Annotated in this window: 22 protein-coding genes; 18 read left to right on the forward strand and 4 right to left on the reverse strand. The window is 53.1% G+C overall.

Annotated features, from left to right (window positions below):
* Nucleotides 1-41 precede the first annotated feature (41 nt).
* Nucleotides 42-932 (forward strand): MBL fold metallo-hydrolase, encoded by an 891-nt coding sequence (locus ABLV07_RS23230; RefSeq protein ID WP_047064143.1) that lies wholly within the window; start codon nt 42-44, stop codon nt 930-932.
* On the opposite strand, the gene ABLV07_RS23235 is transcribed toward ABLV07_RS23230, so the two are convergent.
* Nucleotides 880-1767: a LysR family transcriptional regulator gene (locus tag ABLV07_RS23235; RefSeq protein WP_026612233.1), complete on the reverse strand. Its 888-nt coding sequence runs from the start codon at nt 1765-1767 to the stop codon at nt 880-882. The genes ABLV07_RS23230 and ABLV07_RS23235 overlap by 53 nt on opposite strands.
* Nucleotides 1768-1996: 229 nt before the next feature.
* On the opposite strand from ABLV07_RS23235, the gene ABLV07_RS23240 reads away from it, so the two are divergent.
* From ABLV07_RS23240 to torA, 13 genes are all read left to right on the forward strand, one after another.
* A complete protein-coding gene (locus ABLV07_RS23240; RefSeq protein WP_348853659.1) occupies nt 1997-3082 on the forward strand; it encodes an MFS transporter in 1086 nt (361 codons plus the stop codon).
* Nucleotides 3075-3377 (forward strand): hypothetical protein, encoded by a 303-nt coding sequence (locus ABLV07_RS23245; RefSeq protein WP_348853658.1) that lies wholly within the window; start codon nt 3075-3077, stop codon nt 3375-3377. The genes ABLV07_RS23240 and ABLV07_RS23245 overlap by 8 nt, the downstream gene beginning before the upstream one ends.
* Before the next feature lie 184 nt (nt 3378-3561).
* The gene (ccmA, locus tag ABLV07_RS23250; protein WP_032708930.1) at nt 3562-4185 is read left to right on the forward strand and encodes a cytochrome c biogenesis heme-transporting ATPase CcmA; all 624 of its coding nucleotides are present in this window, start codon (nt 3562-3564) and stop codon (nt 4183-4185) included.
* The gene (gene ccmB, locus ABLV07_RS23255) at nt 4182-4841 is read left to right on the forward strand and encodes a heme exporter protein CcmB (RefSeq protein ID WP_015370111.1); all 660 of its coding nucleotides are present in this window, start codon (nt 4182-4184) and stop codon (nt 4839-4841) included. Before ccmA ends, ccmB begins: the two co-directional genes overlap by 4 nt.
* A 33-nt stretch (nt 4842-4874) precedes the next feature.
* Nucleotides 4875-5621, forward strand: coding sequence for a heme ABC transporter permease (locus ABLV07_RS23260; RefSeq protein WP_006798169.1), 747 nt, complete (start codon nt 4875-4877; stop codon nt 5619-5621).
* Nucleotides 5618-5842 (forward strand): heme exporter protein CcmD, encoded by a 225-nt coding sequence (gene ccmD / locus ABLV07_RS23265; RefSeq protein ID WP_006798167.1) that lies wholly within the window; start codon nt 5618-5620, stop codon nt 5840-5842. Before ABLV07_RS23260 ends, ccmD begins: the two co-directional genes overlap by 4 nt.
* Nucleotides 5839-6315, forward strand: coding sequence for a cytochrome c maturation protein CcmE (gene ccmE / locus ABLV07_RS23270; RefSeq protein ID WP_015703212.1), 477 nt, complete (start codon nt 5839-5841; stop codon nt 6313-6315). The genes ccmD and ccmE overlap by 4 nt, the downstream gene beginning before the upstream one ends.
* Nucleotides 6312-8264 (forward strand): heme lyase CcmF/NrfE family subunit, encoded by a 1953-nt coding sequence (locus ABLV07_RS23275; protein WP_125991908.1) that lies wholly within the window; start codon nt 6312-6314, stop codon nt 8262-8264. The genes ccmE and ABLV07_RS23275 overlap by 4 nt, the downstream gene beginning before the upstream one ends.
* Nucleotides 8264-8821, forward strand: coding sequence for a DsbE family thiol:disulfide interchange protein (locus tag ABLV07_RS23280; protein WP_015370115.1), 558 nt, complete (start codon nt 8264-8266; stop codon nt 8819-8821). Before ABLV07_RS23275 ends, ABLV07_RS23280 begins: the two co-directional genes overlap by 1 nt.
* Nucleotides 8818-9285: a cytochrome c-type biogenesis protein gene (locus tag ABLV07_RS23285; RefSeq protein ID WP_032708925.1), complete on the forward strand. Its 468-nt coding sequence runs from the start codon at nt 8818-8820 to the stop codon at nt 9283-9285. Before ABLV07_RS23280 ends, ABLV07_RS23285 begins: the two co-directional genes overlap by 4 nt.
* Nucleotides 9282-10148: a c-type cytochrome biogenesis protein CcmI gene (ccmI, locus tag ABLV07_RS23290; RefSeq protein WP_348853657.1), complete on the forward strand. Its 867-nt coding sequence runs from the start codon at nt 9282-9284 to the stop codon at nt 10146-10148. Before ABLV07_RS23285 ends, ccmI begins: the two co-directional genes overlap by 4 nt.
* Before the next feature lie 225 nt (nt 10149-10373).
* Complete coding sequence (locus tag ABLV07_RS23295; protein ID WP_006798114.1) at nt 10374-11537, forward strand: NapC/NirT family cytochrome c; 1164 nt, start codon at nt 10374-10376, stop codon at nt 11535-11537.
* A gap of 6 nt (nt 11538-11543) precedes the next feature.
* On the forward strand, nt 11544-14066 hold the full coding sequence (gene torA, locus ABLV07_RS23300; RefSeq protein WP_045378289.1) for a trimethylamine-N-oxide reductase TorA: 2523 nt from the start codon (nt 11544-11546) through the stop codon (nt 14064-14066).
* 180 nt (nt 14067-14246) lie between these two features.
* Here the strand turns inward: torA and ABLV07_RS23305 are convergent, their stop codons facing one another.
* From ABLV07_RS23305 to ABLV07_RS23315, 3 genes are all read right to left on the reverse strand, one after another.
* Nucleotides 14247-14633 (reverse strand): hypothetical protein, encoded by a 387-nt coding sequence (locus tag ABLV07_RS23305; RefSeq protein ID WP_047040645.1) that lies wholly within the window; start codon nt 14631-14633, stop codon nt 14247-14249.
* A gap of 212 nt (nt 14634-14845) precedes the next feature.
* Nucleotides 14846-15169, reverse strand: a complete 324-nt coding sequence (locus ABLV07_RS23310; RefSeq protein ID WP_032712345.1) for a contact-dependent growth inhibition system immunity protein — start codon at nt 15167-15169, stop codon at nt 14846-14848.
* A gap of 80 nt (nt 15170-15249) precedes the next feature.
* Nucleotides 15250-15390: a contact-dependent growth inhibition system immunity protein gene (locus ABLV07_RS23315; RefSeq protein WP_161799855.1), complete on the reverse strand. Its 141-nt coding sequence runs from the start codon at nt 15388-15390 to the stop codon at nt 15250-15252.
* 290 nt (nt 15391-15680) lie between these two features.
* Here ABLV07_RS23315 and ABLV07_RS23320 point away from each other — a divergent pair, with 290 nt between their 5' ends.
* The 4 genes from ABLV07_RS23320 to ABLV07_RS23335 all read left to right on the forward strand — a co-directional run bounded on the left by ABLV07_RS23320 (nt 15681) and on the right by ABLV07_RS23335 (nt 18228).
* Nucleotides 15681-15908 (forward strand): DUF1272 domain-containing protein, encoded by a 228-nt coding sequence (locus ABLV07_RS23320; protein ID WP_072001133.1) that lies wholly within the window; start codon nt 15681-15683, stop codon nt 15906-15908.
* Nucleotides 15909-16235: 327 nt separating this feature from the next.
* Nucleotides 16236-17054 carry an AraC family transcriptional regulator gene (locus ABLV07_RS23325; RefSeq protein ID WP_032706441.1) on the forward strand — a complete coding sequence of 273 codons (819 nt, stop codon included), beginning with the start codon at nt 16236-16238 and terminating at the stop codon, nt 17052-17054.
* Between the two features lie 75 nt (nt 17055-17129).
* Complete coding sequence (locus tag ABLV07_RS23330) at nt 17130-17492, forward strand: cupin domain-containing protein (RefSeq protein ID WP_015370120.1); 363 nt, start codon at nt 17130-17132, stop codon at nt 17490-17492.
* 199 nt (nt 17493-17691) lie between these two features.
* Nucleotides 17692-18228 carry a dihydrofolate reductase family protein gene (locus ABLV07_RS23335; protein WP_015370121.1) on the forward strand — a complete coding sequence of 179 codons (537 nt, stop codon included), beginning with the start codon at nt 17692-17694 and terminating at the stop codon, nt 18226-18228.
* Nucleotides 18229-18377: the final 149 nt, after the last annotated feature.

Genomic DNA, 18377 nt, shown 5'->3' on the forward strand with positions numbered 1-18377 from the left:
AGGCTGTTTTTGGCGATTACACTGATACTGATGAGTAAACGATGAATACTACTTTTCCCAGTATAGTCCTCGGCGATATGCGCGTTACTGCCGTAAGCGATGGCTATTTGCAGGTAGGTTTTGGCCTGTTAACCAAAATTGATGAAGATGGGTGCAGAAACATCCAGGCAAACGCCCGTATAGCACAACCGAATACGGTCAACATAAACACCTTTCTGGTACAACAAGCCGGGATGAATATCCTGATCGATAGCGGCGCTGGCGGCGTTAAAGGGTGGGGAGGCCAACTGATCAATAATCTGGCTAAACTTGGCGTCAAACCAGAGGATATTGACGCCGTACTGTTGACCCATGCGCATCCCGATCACATCGGTGGCTTAATTAATTCGCAGCAAGACGCGGTATTTCCTCGTGCTGAATTGATAATACCTCAAGATGAATTCAGTTATCTCGAAGATGACCGTAATTTGGTTACGGCCAGTGAACGCGTTAAAGGTAATGTTATGTTCGCGCGCAGCGTGTTTAAACAATATCAGCATCGTTTACGGCTGATTGATGAAGGCGAGGTGTTTGCTGGTATCAGTGCCCTGGCATTGAAAGGACATACGCCAGGCCATACGGGGTATCTCCTCTCTGGAAGCATAGAACGCGTATTAGTGTGGGGGGATATTGTGCATTTTCCCCATATTCAGTTATTAGACCCCGAGGTCACGATAGCCTTCGACTTCGACCCGCTTTTGGCGCAGGAGACGCGCATTCGCCTTCTTGAAAAGGTCTGCGCTGAACAGATACTGGTTGCCGGGATGCATTTTGATACAGCAGGTTTCGCCAGGATTAAAAAATGCTCGTCCGGCTATCAAATTATCCCGGCGGACGGAATTAATAGCCAGTCTCACGCAGCCGTGGATCCTGAAATACGGATGCCACCATGAGGTTCAACTGCTGCAAATCGAAATGGGTGCCCTCAGGGCGGCATAGCAGCTCAATTCCGAAATCATTAAACTCACCTGTTAATGGATGGATTTTTATTTTTTGCTGGATCTCATCGCTGATTGAGCAACGCAGCACCAGCGAGACCCCTTTGCCATCGGCGATATTTGAGAACAGCACCGGGTAAGAGCCGCACTCCACGACGCGCCTGGGAGTAATGTTGCCTTCACGGAATAACATATCCAGATTGCGCGTTGAAGTTGCGCATTTTTTACTACTCAATAAAAAGACATTGTCATCCAGAGCGGAGGTCGCGGTGATGGCTGGGTGATCTTTCGCGGTGATAATCACTAACTCACTAGTGAGCAACATAGCGCGCGTATGCTGTGGGGAGGAGAAGCCCGCGCCAATAATGACCGCATCATATTCGTGTCTATCGAAAGCATTAAGTAAACTGCTGGTATTGCCGATTGAAACATCAATATCCCAGCCTAAGTCATGGCCTGAATCAATCAATGCGCTGATAACATAGGGCGGCAAACATTCAATGATGCCGATTTTAATCGTTAATCGGCGTCTTTTTGAAAGGGTAATGTTGTGTTTGCAATCATCCGCCAGGTTAAGCATTTTGAGGGCATATTCATACAATATCTTTCCCTGCTCGGTTGGGATGCACCCCTCGTTCTTCCTGTCTAATAGCGTGGCATCCAGGCTACTTTCCAGGCTGCGTATCCGATGGGAAATACTGGATTGCACTCGATTCAGACGTTCTGCCGCCAGGGTGATATTCCCCGTTTCCACAACAGTAACGAACGCCAGAAGTTCATTAAGCTTCATCTTAAACCTTATATGAGCGTTATTTTCTAACCGCCAGCATATTTATAAATTTTGGTGACTACTTTGTCATCAGATTTTTAATTATTGACGAATATAGCGATGATTATCGCGGTGACGAACGGCCATCGATTTTTTCGCTAATAATCTCGATTTTATTCTCTGGTTTTTCCCTCTGGCGACATTCATAACAATAAAACCATTTGATCTGTTTTGATAAGGACCTGCGGATATGTCGCTGGTAAGTAGTTGTTCACTTGATCAAGGTTTTGAGGCGCCGAGGCGCTATTTAGCCGCCGCGGCCATACTAATCGGCGTGCTAATGGCGGCGCTGGATAGTTCCATTGTCAATGTCGCCTTGCCTTCGATTGCCAGTGCGTTACGGGTCGATTCGGCGTCCGGTATCTGGATCACCAACGGCTATCAGGTAGCCAGCGCGGCGACGATGCTGATTTGCGCGTCGCTGGGCAGCAGAATCGGTGAGAAGCGTTTTTATACGGCGGGAATGGTGTTATTTACGCTCTCTTCGCTGGGCTGTAGCCTTGCGCCGACCTTTGGCGTACTGGTTACCATGCGGATACTGCAAGGGGTAAGCTATGCGGTCATGATAAGCGTGGGGCTGGGCTTGTACCGGGTTATTTTCCCACCCCGCGCGCTAGGAACGATTTTCGGGCTGAATGCGCTGGCCTTCGCGGTTGGCACGGCTATCGGTCCGGCGCTGGGCGGATTTATCATCTCGTCGCTCTCCTGGCCGTGGCTTTTCTATATCAATATCCTGCCTGGCGGCGCTGCGATTGTTTTCTCCTTGATTTCATTAGGGGAGGATAACGAAAAGGAGCAGGGCTTTGATTGGGCCGGGGCCGTGAGTTCAGCGGTGGCATTAGGCTTGATGGTGGTGGCGGTCGATCAAATTGGCCGCTGGGAGGGCCGAACGCTTATCTACTGCGCGGTGGCATCAGTGGCGTTATTTGCCTTCTTTTTTATCGCCCAGACGCGAGCGAAGCATCCACTATTGCCGCTTGATATATTTCGCTCACGCCAATATACCCTGGCGGTGATCTCGTCCAGCTCTTTGTTCATCGCCCAGGGAATGGCATTGGTCGGTTTACCGTTTGTATTGCAACATACCTACCATTACTCAGTACTGGAATCGGCGTTTATCTTTACGCCGTGGCCGGTGGCGGTCGCAATCTGCGCCCCGCTGGCGGGAAGCTTGTCAAACCGTTTTAATCCGACGCAGATTTCAACTGTCGGGGTGGTTATCTTTTGTCTTGGCTTAGGCTCTGGCACTGTTGCCGGGCGCTGCAACGGTGAATGATTTTCTGTGGCGGACCGCCGTTTGCGGGGTGGGGTATGGCTTATTCCTGCCGCCAAACAATAAGGAGATGTTTGCTAATGTCTCAGCAAATCGCACGGCAACGGCCTCCGGGGTATTATCCACCGCCAGGACGACTGGGCTGTCCATTGGTGCGGCGCTGGTGGCGATGGTCATTGCGCTGTTGAACGGCTTAACCGGTCTCGCCGGCGCACAATTTTCTGTTTATGTGTTTGGCCTCGCCTGCGTTATTGCGGCGATATCCTCTCTTGCCAGTACCTTACGTTTGCATCGCTAAAGAAGGGAATGCCGGTAGTGGCGAAAATGCAACCGCTACTGGCACGTTCGATTATGAGTTTTTAGCATTTTTACCTGTTTAGCGGCGGTTCAAAATTTTTAATATATTCAGCAAAACAGATTGTTTTCTTTCGTTATAATAAGGCACTTGAATGCGCTGACCCCCGGACTGGACCTGCTTTCTGATGCTGGAAATAAAAAATATCGCCTGCCTGCGGGATGAACGAACCCTTTTTACCCACCTATCGTTTGCGGTACAACCCGGCGAGATTATTCAAATTTCAGGCCCCAACGGTGCGGGAAAAACCTCGTTATTACACCTCCTGACCGGGTTATCGACGCCAGAAGAAGGGGAAATTCTCTGGCAGGGCAAACCGCTGCGGCGTACTCGCGATAGCTGGCACGCGCAGCTCTTGTGGCTCGGTCATCAGGTGGGGGTTAAAGGGGCGCTAACGGCGGACGAAAATCTGCGCTTTTACCATCCTGAGGCGACCATTGAGGCGCGCTGGCAGGCGCTGGCGCAGGTTGAGCTGGTGGGCTTTGAGGATGTTCCGGTAGCGCAACTCTCTGCCGGGCAACAGCGGCGCGTCGCGCTGGCGAGGCTTTGGCTCAGCCGCGCGACGTTCTGGATTTTAGATGAACCCTTCACCGCGCTCGATGCGGCTGGCGTGCAAACGCTGACCACCCGGCTGGAGCAGCACATCGGCCAGGGCGGTGCGGTCATCCTGACCACCCATCAACCTCTGCGCCCTCTGTGCGTTCCCTTACGCACGATTATGCTGAGTGACGATGAGGCGGTCGCGGCATGATCAAGCAGATATTCTGGCGCGACCTGCGCCTTGCCTTTCGCAATTACGCCGAAATTATCAACCCGCTGTGGTTTTTCCTGATTATTATCACCCTGTTCCCCCTCAGTATCGGCCCTGAACCGCAGCTGCTCCGGCAGATTGCGCCGGGCATTGTCTGGGTGGCCGCGTTACTCTCTTCGCTGCTGGCAATGGACCGGCTGTTTCGCGATGACTGGCTGGATGGCTCGCTGCAGCAACTGATGCTGATGCCGGTGCCGCTGTCGCTGGTGGTGCTGGCAAAGATCGCGGCGCATTGGGTGGTCTCCGGGCTGCCGCTGCTGATAATCTCTCCGCTGATCGCCATGTTATTTGGACTTTCGACGGCGGAGTGGCAGGTGCTGGCCCTGACGCTATTGATGGGCACGCCAACGCTGAGCTTTATTGGCGCCATCGGCGTGGGGCTGACCGTCGGCCTGCGGCGCGGCGGCGTATTGCTGAGCCTGCTGGTACTGCCGCTGATGATTCCGTTACTGATTTTCGCCACCGCCGCCGTGGGCGCGGCGCAGATGCAGTTACCGGTTGACGGCTATATGGCCATCCTTGGCGCCTTTCTGGCGGGAAGCGCCACCTTAAGTCCGTTTGCTACCGCGGCGGCACTCAGAATTAGCGTGCAATAATTCCCGTTCCCTCGGGGCAATGAGGCAAAAAAAATGTGGAAAGTGTTACATCAACTCGCCATTCCAGAGCGCCTGTATAGCGTATGCGGACGATTCATTCCGCTGATGGCTATCCTCAGCGCGCTGTTTCTGGTGGTGGGCTGCGTCTGGGGATTTGTCTACGCCCCGGCAGATTATCAACAGGGTGAAAGCTATCGCATCATGTATCTGCACGTTCCGGCGGCGATGTGGTCGATGGGGATTTACGGCTCCATGGCCGTGACCGCTTTTGTCGGCCTGGTCTGGCAGATGAAAATGGCGGATAAAGCGGTGATTGCGATGGCGCTGCCAGGCGCGGTTTACACCTTTATTGCGCTGGTGACCGGTTCCGCGTGGGGAAAACCGATGTGGGGAACCTGGTGGGTCTGGGATGCGCGTCTGACTTCCGAACTGGTCCTGCTGTTTTTATACGTCGGGGTGATTGGCCTGTATCACGCTTTTGACGATCGCCGGCTGGCCGGGCGCGCCGCCGGGATACTGGTGCTGGTCGGGGTGGTCAACCTGCCGATTATTCATTATTCCGTGGAGTGGTGGAACACCCTGCATCAGGGCTCGACCAATATGCAGAAAACCATCGATCCGTCGATGCGCATGCCGTTGCGTTTAACCATTTTCGGTTTCTTATTCCTCTTTATTACTCTGACATTAATGCGTATGCGTAATTTAATTCTGTTGCAGGAGCGCCGCCGCCCGTGGGTCGTGGCGCTGGCTGGCGCTAGTAAGCGCGAGGAGAACTCATGACCAGCGCTTTTCACTCCTGGAGCGATTTCTGGCAGATGGGCGGCTACGCCTTTTATGTCTGGCTGGCGGTTGCAGTGACGGTCATCGCGCTGCTGATTTTGTTCATCCATACCCGCTGGCAGCGCCGGGCGTTGCTGGCGGATGTACGCCGGCAGATGGCGCGCGAGCGGCGGGTATCGGCGGCGCGTAAGCAAAGCACAATGAAGGGAGATGCGTTGTGAATCCTCGGCGTAAAGTACGTCTCTGGCTCGCCTGCGGAGTGATTGGGGGGCTGGCGCTGACCGTTGGTCTGGTGATGTATGCATTAAGCTCCAATATCGATCTCTTCTATACCCCAGGCGAAGTGATATACGGCAAACGGGAAAATGGCCAGAAGCCAGAGCCGGGGCAGCGTCTACGTATCGGCGGCATGGTGATGCCCGGCAGCGTGAAGCGTGACGATAAAACCCTCGATGTGACCTTCAAACTTTATGATGCCCGCGGCGTCGTCGAGGTGAGCTATACCGGGATCCTGCCGGCGTTGTTCCGCGAAGGGCAGGGGGTTGTAGCCCAGGGGACGCTGCAGGACGGGACGCATATCCGCGCGAAGGAAGTGCTGGCGAAACACGATGAAAATTACACCCCTCCGGAAGTGAAAGAAGCGATGGAAGAGAATCATCATCCGGCTGAGAAGCCACAGGGAGCCGCGCAATGATCCCTGAAATCGGCCTCTTCCTGCTGTGCCTGGCGCTGGGCATTTCCTGCCTGCTGGCGCTATTTCCCTCCTGGGGCGCGATGCGGCAGGATGCGCGGATGATGGCGCTGGCGAAGCCGCTGTCGGTAGCGATGTTTGCCGCCATCCTCGGGGCGTTTCTCATTCTGGTGTACGCCTTTGTGGTGAATGACTTCACCGTTCTGTATGTCGTCAGTAACTCGAATACGCTGTTGCCGGTGTGGTATCGCGTAGCGGCGACCTGGGGGGCCCACGAGGGATCGTTGCTGCTGTGGGTATTGCTGATGAGCGGCTGGACCTGCGCGGTCGCGGCCCTGAGCCGTAATATTCCGCTGGAAGCCTCTTCGCGGGTGCTGGCGGTAATGGGGATGATCTCCTTCTGCTTCCTGGCGTTCATCCTGCTGACCTCAAATCCGTTCGTGCGCACGCTACCTGATTTCCCCATCGAGGGGCGCGATCTGAACCCGATGCTGCAGGATATCGGGCTGATCTTCCACCCGCCGATGCTGTACATGGGCTATGTGGGCTTCTCCGTGGCCTTCGCTTTCGCCATTGCGTCGCTGATGACCGGGCGCCTTGATAGCGCGTGGGCGCGCTGGTCACGCCCGTGGACGCTGGCGGCGTGGAGCTTTCTGACGGTCGGTATCGTGCTGGGGTCGGCGTGGGCCTATTATGAGCTCGGCTGGGGCGGCTGGTGGTTCTGGGATCCGGTAGAAAACGCCTCCCTGATGCCGTGGCTGGCGGGAACGGCGCTGATTCACTCGCTATCGGTCACCGAAAAGCGCGGCAGCTTTAAATCCTGGACCGTACTGCTGGCGATTCTGGCGTTCTCGCTGTGCCTGCTGGGCACTTTCCTGGTGCGTTCCGGGGTACTGATTTCCGTACACTCCTTCGCTTCCGATCCTACGCGCGGCATGTTTATCCTGGCACTGTTGGTGATCACTATCGGCGGTTCGCTGCTGTTATTCGCCATCAAAGGCGGCAAGGTACGTTCCCGGGTGCGTCACGAACTTTGGTCGCGCGAGTCGCTGTTGCTGGGCAACAATGTGCTGCTGATTGCCGCCATGCTGGTAGTACTGCTGGGGACGCTGCTGCCGCTGATACACAAACTACTGGGGCTAGGCAGCATTTCTATCGGCGAGCCGTTCTTTAATTCCCTCTTTATTGCGCTGATGATCCCGTTCTCGTTGCTGCTTGGGATCGGGCCGCTGGTGCGCTGGCGTCGCGATGAATTCCACAAGCTGCGTAAGCGGCTGCTGATTGCCGCGGTGGTTGCCGTCGTACTGGCCATCGCACTGCCGTGGCTGATGCAGGATCGTATTAAAGCCATGACCGTAGTTGGCCTGCTGATGTCGCTGTGGGCATTCGTGCTTACCGTGATGGAAGTGGTGGAGCGCGCCACCGATCGCCACCCCTTCTGGCGCGGGCTGACCCGCCTCGGACGCAGCCATTGGGGAATGGTCGCCGGCCATGTGGGGCTGGTGGTCACCGTCATTGGCATTGCCTTCAGTCAGAATTACAGCATTGAACGCGACGTGCGAATGAAGCCGGGCGATAGCGTCGATATCCACCAGTATCACTTTGTGTTCCGTGACGTGCGGGATATCACCGGGCCGAACTACTTTGGCGGTGAAGGGGTGATCGAAGTTTCGCAGAATGGCCGTCACGTGAGTACGCTGCGGGCGGAGAAACGCATTTACAGCAGCAGCCGGATGGAGATGACCGAAGCCGCCATCGACGGCGGGCTGGTACGCGACCTGTACGCTGCGCTGGGTGAAGAGCTGGCCGACGGTAGCTGGGCGGTGCGCTTGTACTATAAACCTTTTGTTCGCTGGATCTGGTTCGGCGGGATGTTAATGGCGTTTGGCGGCGTGCTGTGCATCCTGGACCCACGTTACCGCTTACGTAAATCACTGCCGGAGAACGCGTGATGAACCGCAAAGTCTTATATTTACCGCTGGCTATCTTCCTGATTCTGGCGGCGGCGCTGATGTGGCAACTGATGCGCAATAGCGACGGCGACGATCCTACCGTGCTTGAATCTGCGCTGGTGGGTAAACCTCTGCCGGATTTCCGCCTGGCGTCGCTGGAAAAACCGGATGTCATGCTGGATCCCTCTAACATTATCAATGGTAAACCGGTGCTGATTAACGTCTGGGCCACCTGGTGCCCCACCTGTCGGGCTGAGCATCAGTATTTGCGCTCCCTGGCGGCGCAGGGCATTCGCATCGTTGGCATCAACTATAAAGACGATCGCCAGAAAGCGGTGAACTGGCTGCACGAATTGGGCAACCCGTATGCGCTGGGGGTGTTTGACGGCGACGGCATGCTGGGGCTGGATCTTGGCGTGTATGGCGCGCCGGAAACTTTCCTCATCGACGGCAAAGGCATTATCCGCTACCGCCATGCCGGCGATGTGAACGAGCGGGTCTGGCAGCAGGAGATTCTGCCGCTGTGGAATAAATATAGCCAGCAGGGGGGCGCGTGAAATATCTGCTCATCACTTTACTGACGGCGCTGTTCTCGTTTCAGGCGCTGGCGGCGATTGATACCTATCCATTTAAAGATGAGGCTCAGGAGCAGCAGTTCCGCCAGTTGACCGAACAGCTGCGCTGCCCGAAATGCCAGAACAACAGTATTGCCGATTCGAACTCGATGATTGCCGCCGACATGCGCAAAAAGGTCTGGCAATTGATGGAGCAGGGACAAAGCAATCAGCAAATCACCGATTACATGGTGGCGCGCTACGGCAACTTCGTGACCTACGAACCGCCGGTGACCCCCGCGACGATTATCCTCTGGCTGCTGCCGGCTTGTTTCGTTGTGGGCGGCGCGCTGGTGATTTTCCGTTTAAGCCGTCGCTCACGGGCTGAACGCGTCAGCGAGCTGAGCGCGCAGGAACAGGAACGCTTAAAGGCGCTGCTTGATGACAATAAAAGGACCCTGAAATGATTGTCGCTTTGCTCATCATGTTGGTGTTACTGCTGGGAACCGCGGCGCTGCTGTTTATTCCGTGGAGCGGCAGGCAGCGCGTTGACCGCAATACCATGAACCATATGATTTATCGGGCGCGCCTGCAGGAGCTTGATGAGGATCTTTCAGCGGTGAACGCGGCGCAGCAACAGCAGCTGGTTGACGATTTACGCTTGAATTTATTGGAAGATTTGCCCGAATCTGCCGAAACGAATCACAAAAATAGTAGTTATTGGGTGTATATTCTTGGGGTTATTATACTAACCTCTTTATGCGTAGGGGTTTTTATCCGAACGAGTTACATGACCCGCGTGGTTGAGTGGCAGCAAGTTGTCCAGCAAACGCCGCAGTTGATGCAGCGGGTGATGGATCCACAGGGTAAACCGTTATCGGAAGAAGAGCTGTTTCGACTGGCGCTGGGGCTACGCACCCGCCTGCAGCAATACCCGGCCGACCAGCTGAGCTGGACGATGCTCGGCAGGCTGCAACTGGTGCTCAATAATCCAGGCGCCGCGTTACAGGCGTTTGATAAGGCGCGACAGCTGGCGCCAGGCAACGTCGATGCGCAACTGGGATATACCGAAGCGTTACTTCACTCTACGGATCCCAACGATAGCCGTGAAGCCCAGCAACTGCTCGATACGTTGCTGAAGAATAACCATAACGATGTGCGGGTGCTTAGCCTGGCGGCGTTTAACGCCTTTGAGCACCAGCAGTATGACAAAGCGATCGCGGCGTGGCAGCTGATGCTGCAACTGTTACCGGCGGATGATGCTCAGCGAGAAATTATCATTCGTAGTATTGACCGGGCTAAAAAAGAACAAGCCGCTATTCTGCAATAATTAAAATAACGTGAGTATTGCTCGAAGGCATATTGGATTTGCAATGGGTTATCGCTCTGAAATCACAGGATAATCATCCCCGGCTGATTATCCTGGCTCCGAAAATTTCCAAAAATTTAGTTGGATTAGAAGGTGAGTGCAATCGTTATAGATTTATTTATATAACGATTGCCATCTGGCAGGGACTTTTGCGTCTTTCATTTAGGAAAAGGGTTAAATAATAAGATGAGTAAACTTTCACTGGAACGCTCTGGTAGGCGAAAAATTATATTTATCGCCTTGCTGGTTGGGATCATTATTGGCGTGGTATTGCTGGCTGGTACCGCGACTATTATGCATAAAACCAGCGATACCGAATTTTGTGTGTCATGTCATACCATGCAGCAGCCACTGGCGGAATATCAGGGCAGCGTGCATTTCCAGAACGATAAAGGTATTCGCGCCGAGTGCGCCGATTGCCACGTTCCTCATCAGCCGATCGATTATATGCTGACCAAAATTGGCGCCCTGAAAGATGTCTGGGGTGAAATGACCGGCAAAATCGACACTCCGGAAAAATACGAGGCGCATAAACTGGCGATGGCCCAGAGCGTCTGGGATGGGTTGAAGAAGAGCGATTCGGCGACCTGCCGTTCCTGCCACGACTATAAAGCGATGGATATTCTGGCGCAAACCCCTGAAGCCCGTAAGCAGCACCCGGTCGCGATCAAAGAGGGCGAAACCTGTATCGACTGCCATAAAGGCGTGGCGCATATTCTGCCGAACATGAGCGGCCTGGCGGCGGCAGGGGCCAGCGAGCTTGCTAACGCGGCGGCGAAAACCCCGGCGACCGCGACCACCCTTTACACCATTCAGACCCAGCCGTTCTGGCTGAGCGAGAAAGCAGGCGACCATAACGACGGTAACCTGATGGCCTCCACTGAAGTGAAAGTGGTGAAGCGTGAAGGCGACATGGTGCTGGCGGATGTTCATGGCTGGCAACAGGATGGCGTCACCGAAGCCTTCTACGCCGCGCGCGGCAAACGCATCATGAGCGCGCTGCTGGGCGAAGAAGCTCGCAAAGCGTTAAAAGTCTCTGGCTCCGTTACCGATGAAGAGACCAAACAGGTCTGGCATGAAGTCGATCTGCAGGTCTGGCTGCCGGCGAAAAATCTGATTGGCGATCAACAAAAAATCTGGAGTTACGCTTCTGAATTAATGGCTAACAACTGTACCGGCTGTCATGGCCTGACCGAGTTGAATCGCTTTAACGCCAACCAGTGGATTGGGGTGGTTAAAGGTATGTCCGGCCGTACTTCACTGACTCAGGAACAGGTTCGTCTCCTGACCCAGTACGTACAAAAACATGCGAGCGACATGCCAGCAGCGGCCAATCAGGACAAACAATAAGGAGCCATGATGAAAAAGAATAACGATTATGACATGGCGGATCAGAGCCAGGAACCCGGTATGAACCTGACGCGTCGCCGTTTTCTGGCTGGCGCCAGCGCCCTGATGGCGGCGCCGCTGCTGGCGGGGCTGTGGCCGCGTTCGGCGCTGGCGGAGGCCATTAGCCAGGCGATGCCGCAGTTTATCGCATTGCGCCAGGCGGAAAGCGGGATTCTCACCGGCGCCCACTGGGGCGCATTTGAAGCCATCGTCCGCGACGGCAAAATGGTGGACGTACGCCCGATCAAAGACGATCCGTATCCCAACGAACTGATTACCATGGCGCCGTATCAGGTTCACGCCGAAAACCGGATTAAATATCCGATGGTGCGTAAAAGCTGGTTAGAAGGCGGGGCGAAAAACGGTAAGCCAGAGCTGCGCGGCCGCGATGAGTGGGTCCGCGTCAGCTGGGATAAAGCCCTGCATCTGGTGGCGGGTGAAATCAGCCGTCTGCAAAAAGAGCATGGCCCATCATCTATTTATGCCGGTTCTTACGGCTGGAAAAGCGTCGGGATGTTCCACAACCCAAGAACGCTGCTGCAGCGCATGATGAACCTGGCGGGCGGCTTTGTCGGCTATTCCGGTGACTACTCCACCGGCGCGGCGCAGGTGATTATGCCGCACGTGGTCGGTTCCGTTGAGGTTTACGAACAGCAGACCGCGTGGCCAAACGTGATTGATAACAGCGAGCTGGTGGTGATGATCGGTTGTAACCCAATGATCACGCTGAAAAACAGCTGGAACCTGCCGGACCACGTCGGCCAGACAGGCTTTGAAGCGCTGAAGAAAAAGGGCACCCGGATGATCTGTATCGACCCGGTGCGCAGCGACAGCGCGCGTGAGTTAGGCGCCGAGTGGATCGCCCCGCGCAGCTACACCGACTGCGCGCTGATGGCGGGGGTAGCCCATACGCTGCTGGCAGAAAATCTGCATAACCCTGATTTCCTGAAAACCTACACCGTAGGGTTCGATAAATTTGAAGCCTACCTGAACGGTAAAGAAGATGGCGTCGTCAAAGATGCCAACTGGGCTGCGGATATCAGCGGCGTTGATGCTGAGACTATCAAGCAGCTGGCGCGAGATATGGCGAAGCATCGCACCATGATCATGGGCGGCTGGGGCATCCAGCGTCAGCATCATGGCGAACAGGCCCACTGGATGATGGTGACGCTGGCGGCGATGCTGGGGCAGATTGGCCTGCCCGGCGGCGGTTTCGGCTTTAGCTATCACTACTCTTCCGGCGGTAGCCCAACCGCGCGCGGCGGTATTCTGGCGGGGATCTCCGCCGGTAGCCCAACGTCGCCGGCGGCGAAAGATATTACGCCGTTCCCGGTGGCGCGCATCGCCGATGCGCTGGCGAACCCAGGCAAGACCATCGACTATAACGGCACGAAAGTCACCTATCCGGATATTAAAATGGTGTACGTGGCGGGCGGTAACACCTTCCACCAGCATCAGGATACCAACAACCTGGTGAAAGCCTGGCAGCATCCGGAAACCGTGGTGGTGAACGAACCGTACTGGACGGCGACGGCGAAACACGCCGACATCGTACTGCCGGTGACCACCACCTACGAGCGCAACGACATGGATATGGGCGGCGACTATTCGCAGCTTTATGTCTTCCCGCTGCGCCAGTGCGTACCGCCGCAGAACGAAGCGAAAAACGACTTTGATGTCTTTGCGGGGATTTCCGAGATCCTTGGGGTGCACGAGGCCTTTACCGAAGGCAAAGATGAGATGCTGTGGTTGAAGGGCATGTATGACGAGATGAAAGCCCAGGCGCGCAACGCTCGCGTGGCGCTGCCGCCGTTTGATATGTTCTGGGCTTCCAATAACTACATTCGCTTCCCGATCCCGCAAGAGAACACCCAATGGGTGCGTTTCGCCGATTTCCGCGAGAACCCGCTGCTCAACCCGCTGGGGACGCCATCAGGGAAAATCGAGATCTACTCTGACGCCATCGCCAAAATGGGCTACGAGGACTGCAAAGCGATTCCAACCTGGATGCCGCCGCACGAGTGGTATCGCGGGCCGGAAGCCGAGAAATATCCGCTGTCGCTCAATACCGGTCACCCGATTAACCGTCTGCACTCTCAGCTCGATAATACGCCACTGCGCAAAAAATATGCGGTAGCCGATCGCGAAGCCATCTGGATCCATCCGAAAGATGCGAGCGCGCGCGGCATCAGTGAAGGCGATCTGGTTCGCGCCTTTAACGATCGCGGGCAGATCCTTGTCGGAGCGGTGATTACCGATAACGTTCGCGAAGGCGTGGTGCGCATCAGCGAAGGGGCATGGTTTGATCCGGCCGATCCGTCACAGCCGGGATCGCTGTGTAAAAACGGTAACGTCAACTGTCTGACCTTTGACGTCGGCTCCTCCAGCCTGGCGCAGGGGAACTGTGGCCAGATGTCGCAGCTGCAGATCGAGAAGTACACCGGACCGGCGTTGAAAAACACCGCGCACGATGTGCCGGTAGGCGCGTAACCCGCAGCTAACGTTTGAAAGACAAAACGGACACTTCTTTGAGGGAGTGTCCGTTTATCAGGTGAAAGTGAATATATTCACGGCATCGCTAATTCCACAATGTCTTATTTCCTGTACTGCATGAGCCTGGCTTTTGGGTGTATATCTAAACGTATGCCAATTGCCTCGCTTAAAACTCTTTCAGGAGCACTTACCCAGCTCATCGGAAAGCTTGTTGAGTTCATCCTGAATGTGTTTACGTCGCTGTTTCAGCAGTAAGCGGGTTGGAATGATGCGCTCGATAATTGTCGGCTTCTTATATATATACTCTGTAACGAGCTGTTTAATATCTTCCTCTGACCAACCGTCCATCACCGGCGTTGGGTTGTAGAGAAGATTTGACTGGAGGGCAGGGGCAACCTCCTCATCCAGAATCACAAAGATCTCTTCCCGACTTAAACCAGACTCCTTTAACTTCTGCGCCATCCATCGGTAGTCGTAGTCCTGGAGTTCGCGTCCGGTAAACAGCTCCGATAATGCGTGCCAGACAGGAACGCGGGTCATCAGTTGAGCTTCTGTTAGTTGCATATTAGTTTCTCCCCTGTGGCCGGCAATACCCAATGGCCCGATGCTACAGTGTATGTCAGATATCTGGATAAACGATAGTCAGAAATAGCACCGGACTTACAAGGCAAAAATATCTGGCCTGAATATAAATAACTCGATACTCTGAAATAATATTAACAGTAAGCGATCTTCTTAATGCAGATTAGAACTTACTGAATAAGATCTTTTTGATACTAATGTTTTAATAAAAAAAGAGTTTTCTCCAGGAAGCTACGCCATGTTTCACCCCACGGTTCGGGATGGAACCTGTCATTCGCAATTTTCTCCATAATGGAGGTAAGCACTTCCTCATCTTCGATTTCTAATAAAGAGGAAATTTCTAATTTAGCATTTTCAATTGATGAGATACTGTAGTCACGATAGCTGCCGATAATCTCATTAATTGAATTGCCAAAATCATCGTGCTCGTTACTAAAATAAATAGTGAGCATATCCTGTATGGCAGGGTACTTACGGCCCGGGTTTTTATCCCATATATGGGTAAGACGTGAGAACATAGTACGGTTTCCCCTGATAAACGATGGTTACCAAATTTAAGCGGGACAACTGTGCCTGGTGTTTGGCTTTAACGAATCGGCTAGGTAAGCGCTAGTCTGCGTACCGTCTTCAGGAATTCGTAGGTAGTCGTTTCCCATAACTCAGGCGAAAAATCATATCCATATCGGCTTTTGAATTCATCATCCTGCCTGTCCCTGTAACTCTCAATGAAAGTATCAATCTCTTAGCCTGCTGGGTAATTGATAGTGAGGCGCCCTCTGCTTTTTCCTGCACCAAGCAAAGATTTGATATTTTCTCGATTAAGATAGACTGCTCTAGAAATTACGTCTTTGCAACGGTTTCCAGAAGTGAGCGTCTCTGTCGGGTAATTCACTCTCTTGATTTTTCCCACCTGTAGACCATGCTCATTTGATACATGCGAGAAACAATAACGTCATCTTTAGCCGAAGGTGCTACAGGTAGTTGGCCTTTGGTATATCTAATGATGCCCCTTAACAATAAGAGACCACCATGCTTGAACTCCGTCCTAATTGCGAATGCTGTGATAAAGATCTGCCCCCTGAATCAAAAGAGGCATTCATCTGTTCATTTGAATGCACATTTTGTATTGATTGCGTGACCCAACGGCTTAGTGGCCTGTGCCCGAACTGCGGAGGGGAACTGGTGCGACGTCCAATACGCCCTGAAGCATCCCTCCTGCGATATCCTGCATCCAGTCAGCGTCACTATAAACAGTAGAGATGAAAACTATGTTCGCTCTTTGCTTATAACGTCCTAAGTGATCCTGCTAGTCGTCTGCTGAGTACCAGAAACGGATGTTAAGTATTGGGGCTCCATCATTGTATTGCTTTATGCAACTGCTGATTATGGTTGCTATGGCAGGCATTTTTCCACCGGAAAAAAAGCCGTAACCCAAGATTACAAGGATTACCCTGGGTTTGAGATGCCCCTTCCTGAAAGATTTCGAAGAAGAACCTTTACGCACTTTCATCATACTTCTTTCAAAACTGCACCCTAAACGTTTATGGTGTGGATTCTCATACAATTATGAAACAGATGTTATTCATGCCGAATGCACAAAAGAATAAAGACTGGGTCAAGCTTGCACACACGCCAGGGAAAATAGAGCGCTTGGAGGCGTATTTCAGCGGGCATGGTTATGAACCTCATCGGCACGATACATATGCGATCGGCAGGACATTGTCTGGTGTGCAACGTTTCCGTTATCGTGGCAGTAAACAACATAGTTTACCTGGTGGGACGATGGTCTTACACCCGGATGAAATTCATGATGGAGAGGCAGGAACGCTCGAGGGATTTCAGTATCGGATGTTTTATATCGAGCCCGCTTTAATTCAGAAAATTTTAGGCGGCAAACCGTTACCATTTATTCACAGCGGGATCTCATCTGATCCCCGGTTGTTTGCCGCTACCGGGCCGCTTTTAAAAGCGCCAGAAGATTCTATTGATACGCTTGAAGAGGAGGATGCCCTTTACGATCTTGCCCAGACTCTGGCAGTTGTGTCAGGGCAACGATTTCGTCGATGCCTTGTGGACTATCAGTCTGTCGAGCGCGCTCGCGAATATATACAATCTGAATTCAGCCAGAACATCACGCTGGATACGTTGTCCTCCGTCTGTGGTAAAGATCGCTGGAGCCTGAGCCGGGATTTTCGAACTCTTTTCGGAACGAGTCCTTATCGCTACGTAACAATGCGCCGTCTCGCATACTGTCGACATCTGATTCAGTTAGGCCTGTCACTTGCGGAGTCTGCGTTGGCGGCAGGGTTTTCAGATCAAAGTCATATGACACGCCAGTTTATAAAAGCATATGGCATTTCACCGGGTCGTTGGCAAACATTTATTCAAAAACGCCGTCCCTGAGTTGCACGATCGTTCAATACCGGTACCGCAATATTATTTATCCTCGGCGTTTCTTAGCCATTAAGGAATGTCATCATGTACTCACCTGTAAATCTGGAACAGAAGTTCTCTCTCTTCGATACTCACTGGCAGCCAAAAGTCATCGCGCAGATGAACGACTACCAATTCAAAATCGTGAAAATAGCGGGCGACTTTATCTGGCACTCACATCCGGAAACCGACGAATCCTTTATCGTAGTTGAGGGGGTTTTGCGTATTGATTTTCGTGACGGGTATGTTCTTGTCAAGCCAGGAGAAATGTTTGTTGTACCTAAAGGTGTTGAGCATAAAACGTCAGCTGAGACGACGGTAAAAATGATGATGATAGAACCCTGTGGTGTCAGGAATACCGGGCATGAAGGTGGGGAACGCACCGCAGAAAACGATATTTGGATTTAATTTGGGGAGATTTTAAGCCAGCCGATCGGCTGGCTTAAATAGTAGAAAACAAGTACATCGGCTTTTCTCCTTACTCAGCTTTGCTTCATGCCTGGAGCGGACGTTGCTAACCTGGTGATGTGGCTTTATCGGGGCATATCAATATCGCTAACATTGCTAAACTCAACGAGATATATGCAACCTGAATACGGAGCTCTTAATGGTCACCACACATGTTTTCATCGCGGTCAGTCTTGATGGGTATATCGCCCGACAGGATGGCGATATCGACTGGCTGTTGAAGCGCGATGACCCGACAGAAGATCATGGCTATGCCGCATTTATCGCAGACAAAGATTGGATCATTATGGGGCGAGGCAGCTATGAGAAGGTGCTGACCTTTGACGAATGGCCTTATGACCGACCCGTGCTGGTGCTTTCCCGGCAGCTAACTGATACTCCCGTGCCCGAAGCGCTGAAGGGTAAGGTGCAGTTTTCATGCTTCACGCCAGGGGAGGCTCTTGCTCACCTGAAGGAGAAAAACGTGCACAGGGTATATATCGATGGCGGGCAGTTAATACAGTCATTCCTGCGCGAAGGCCTGGTTGCCGATATCGTTATCACTACCGTTCCTGTCCTGCTCGGGTCGGGAAAACCGCTGTTCGGAGTACTGCCCCATGATATCGATTTGACTCTATTATCCAGCCGCAGCTTCCCGTCGGGTCTGGTGCAGTCGCACTATCGGCTGATGTCATAAGCTGAATCTAAGCATAGTAGCGACCTCCGCCGATAACCGCTGTGGTGATTGTGGGATCAGCCGAAAAGGATGCCATCTCTACAGGGATATTACTGTTCCTGCAAAAATATCTGGCCTGAATATAAACAACTCGATATTCTGAAATGCTT

It is taken from the genome of Klebsiella sp. CN_Kp097, assembly GCF_040064495.1.
GTDB classification, from domain to species: Bacteria; Pseudomonadota; Gammaproteobacteria; order Enterobacterales; family Enterobacteriaceae; genus Klebsiella; species Klebsiella aerogenes.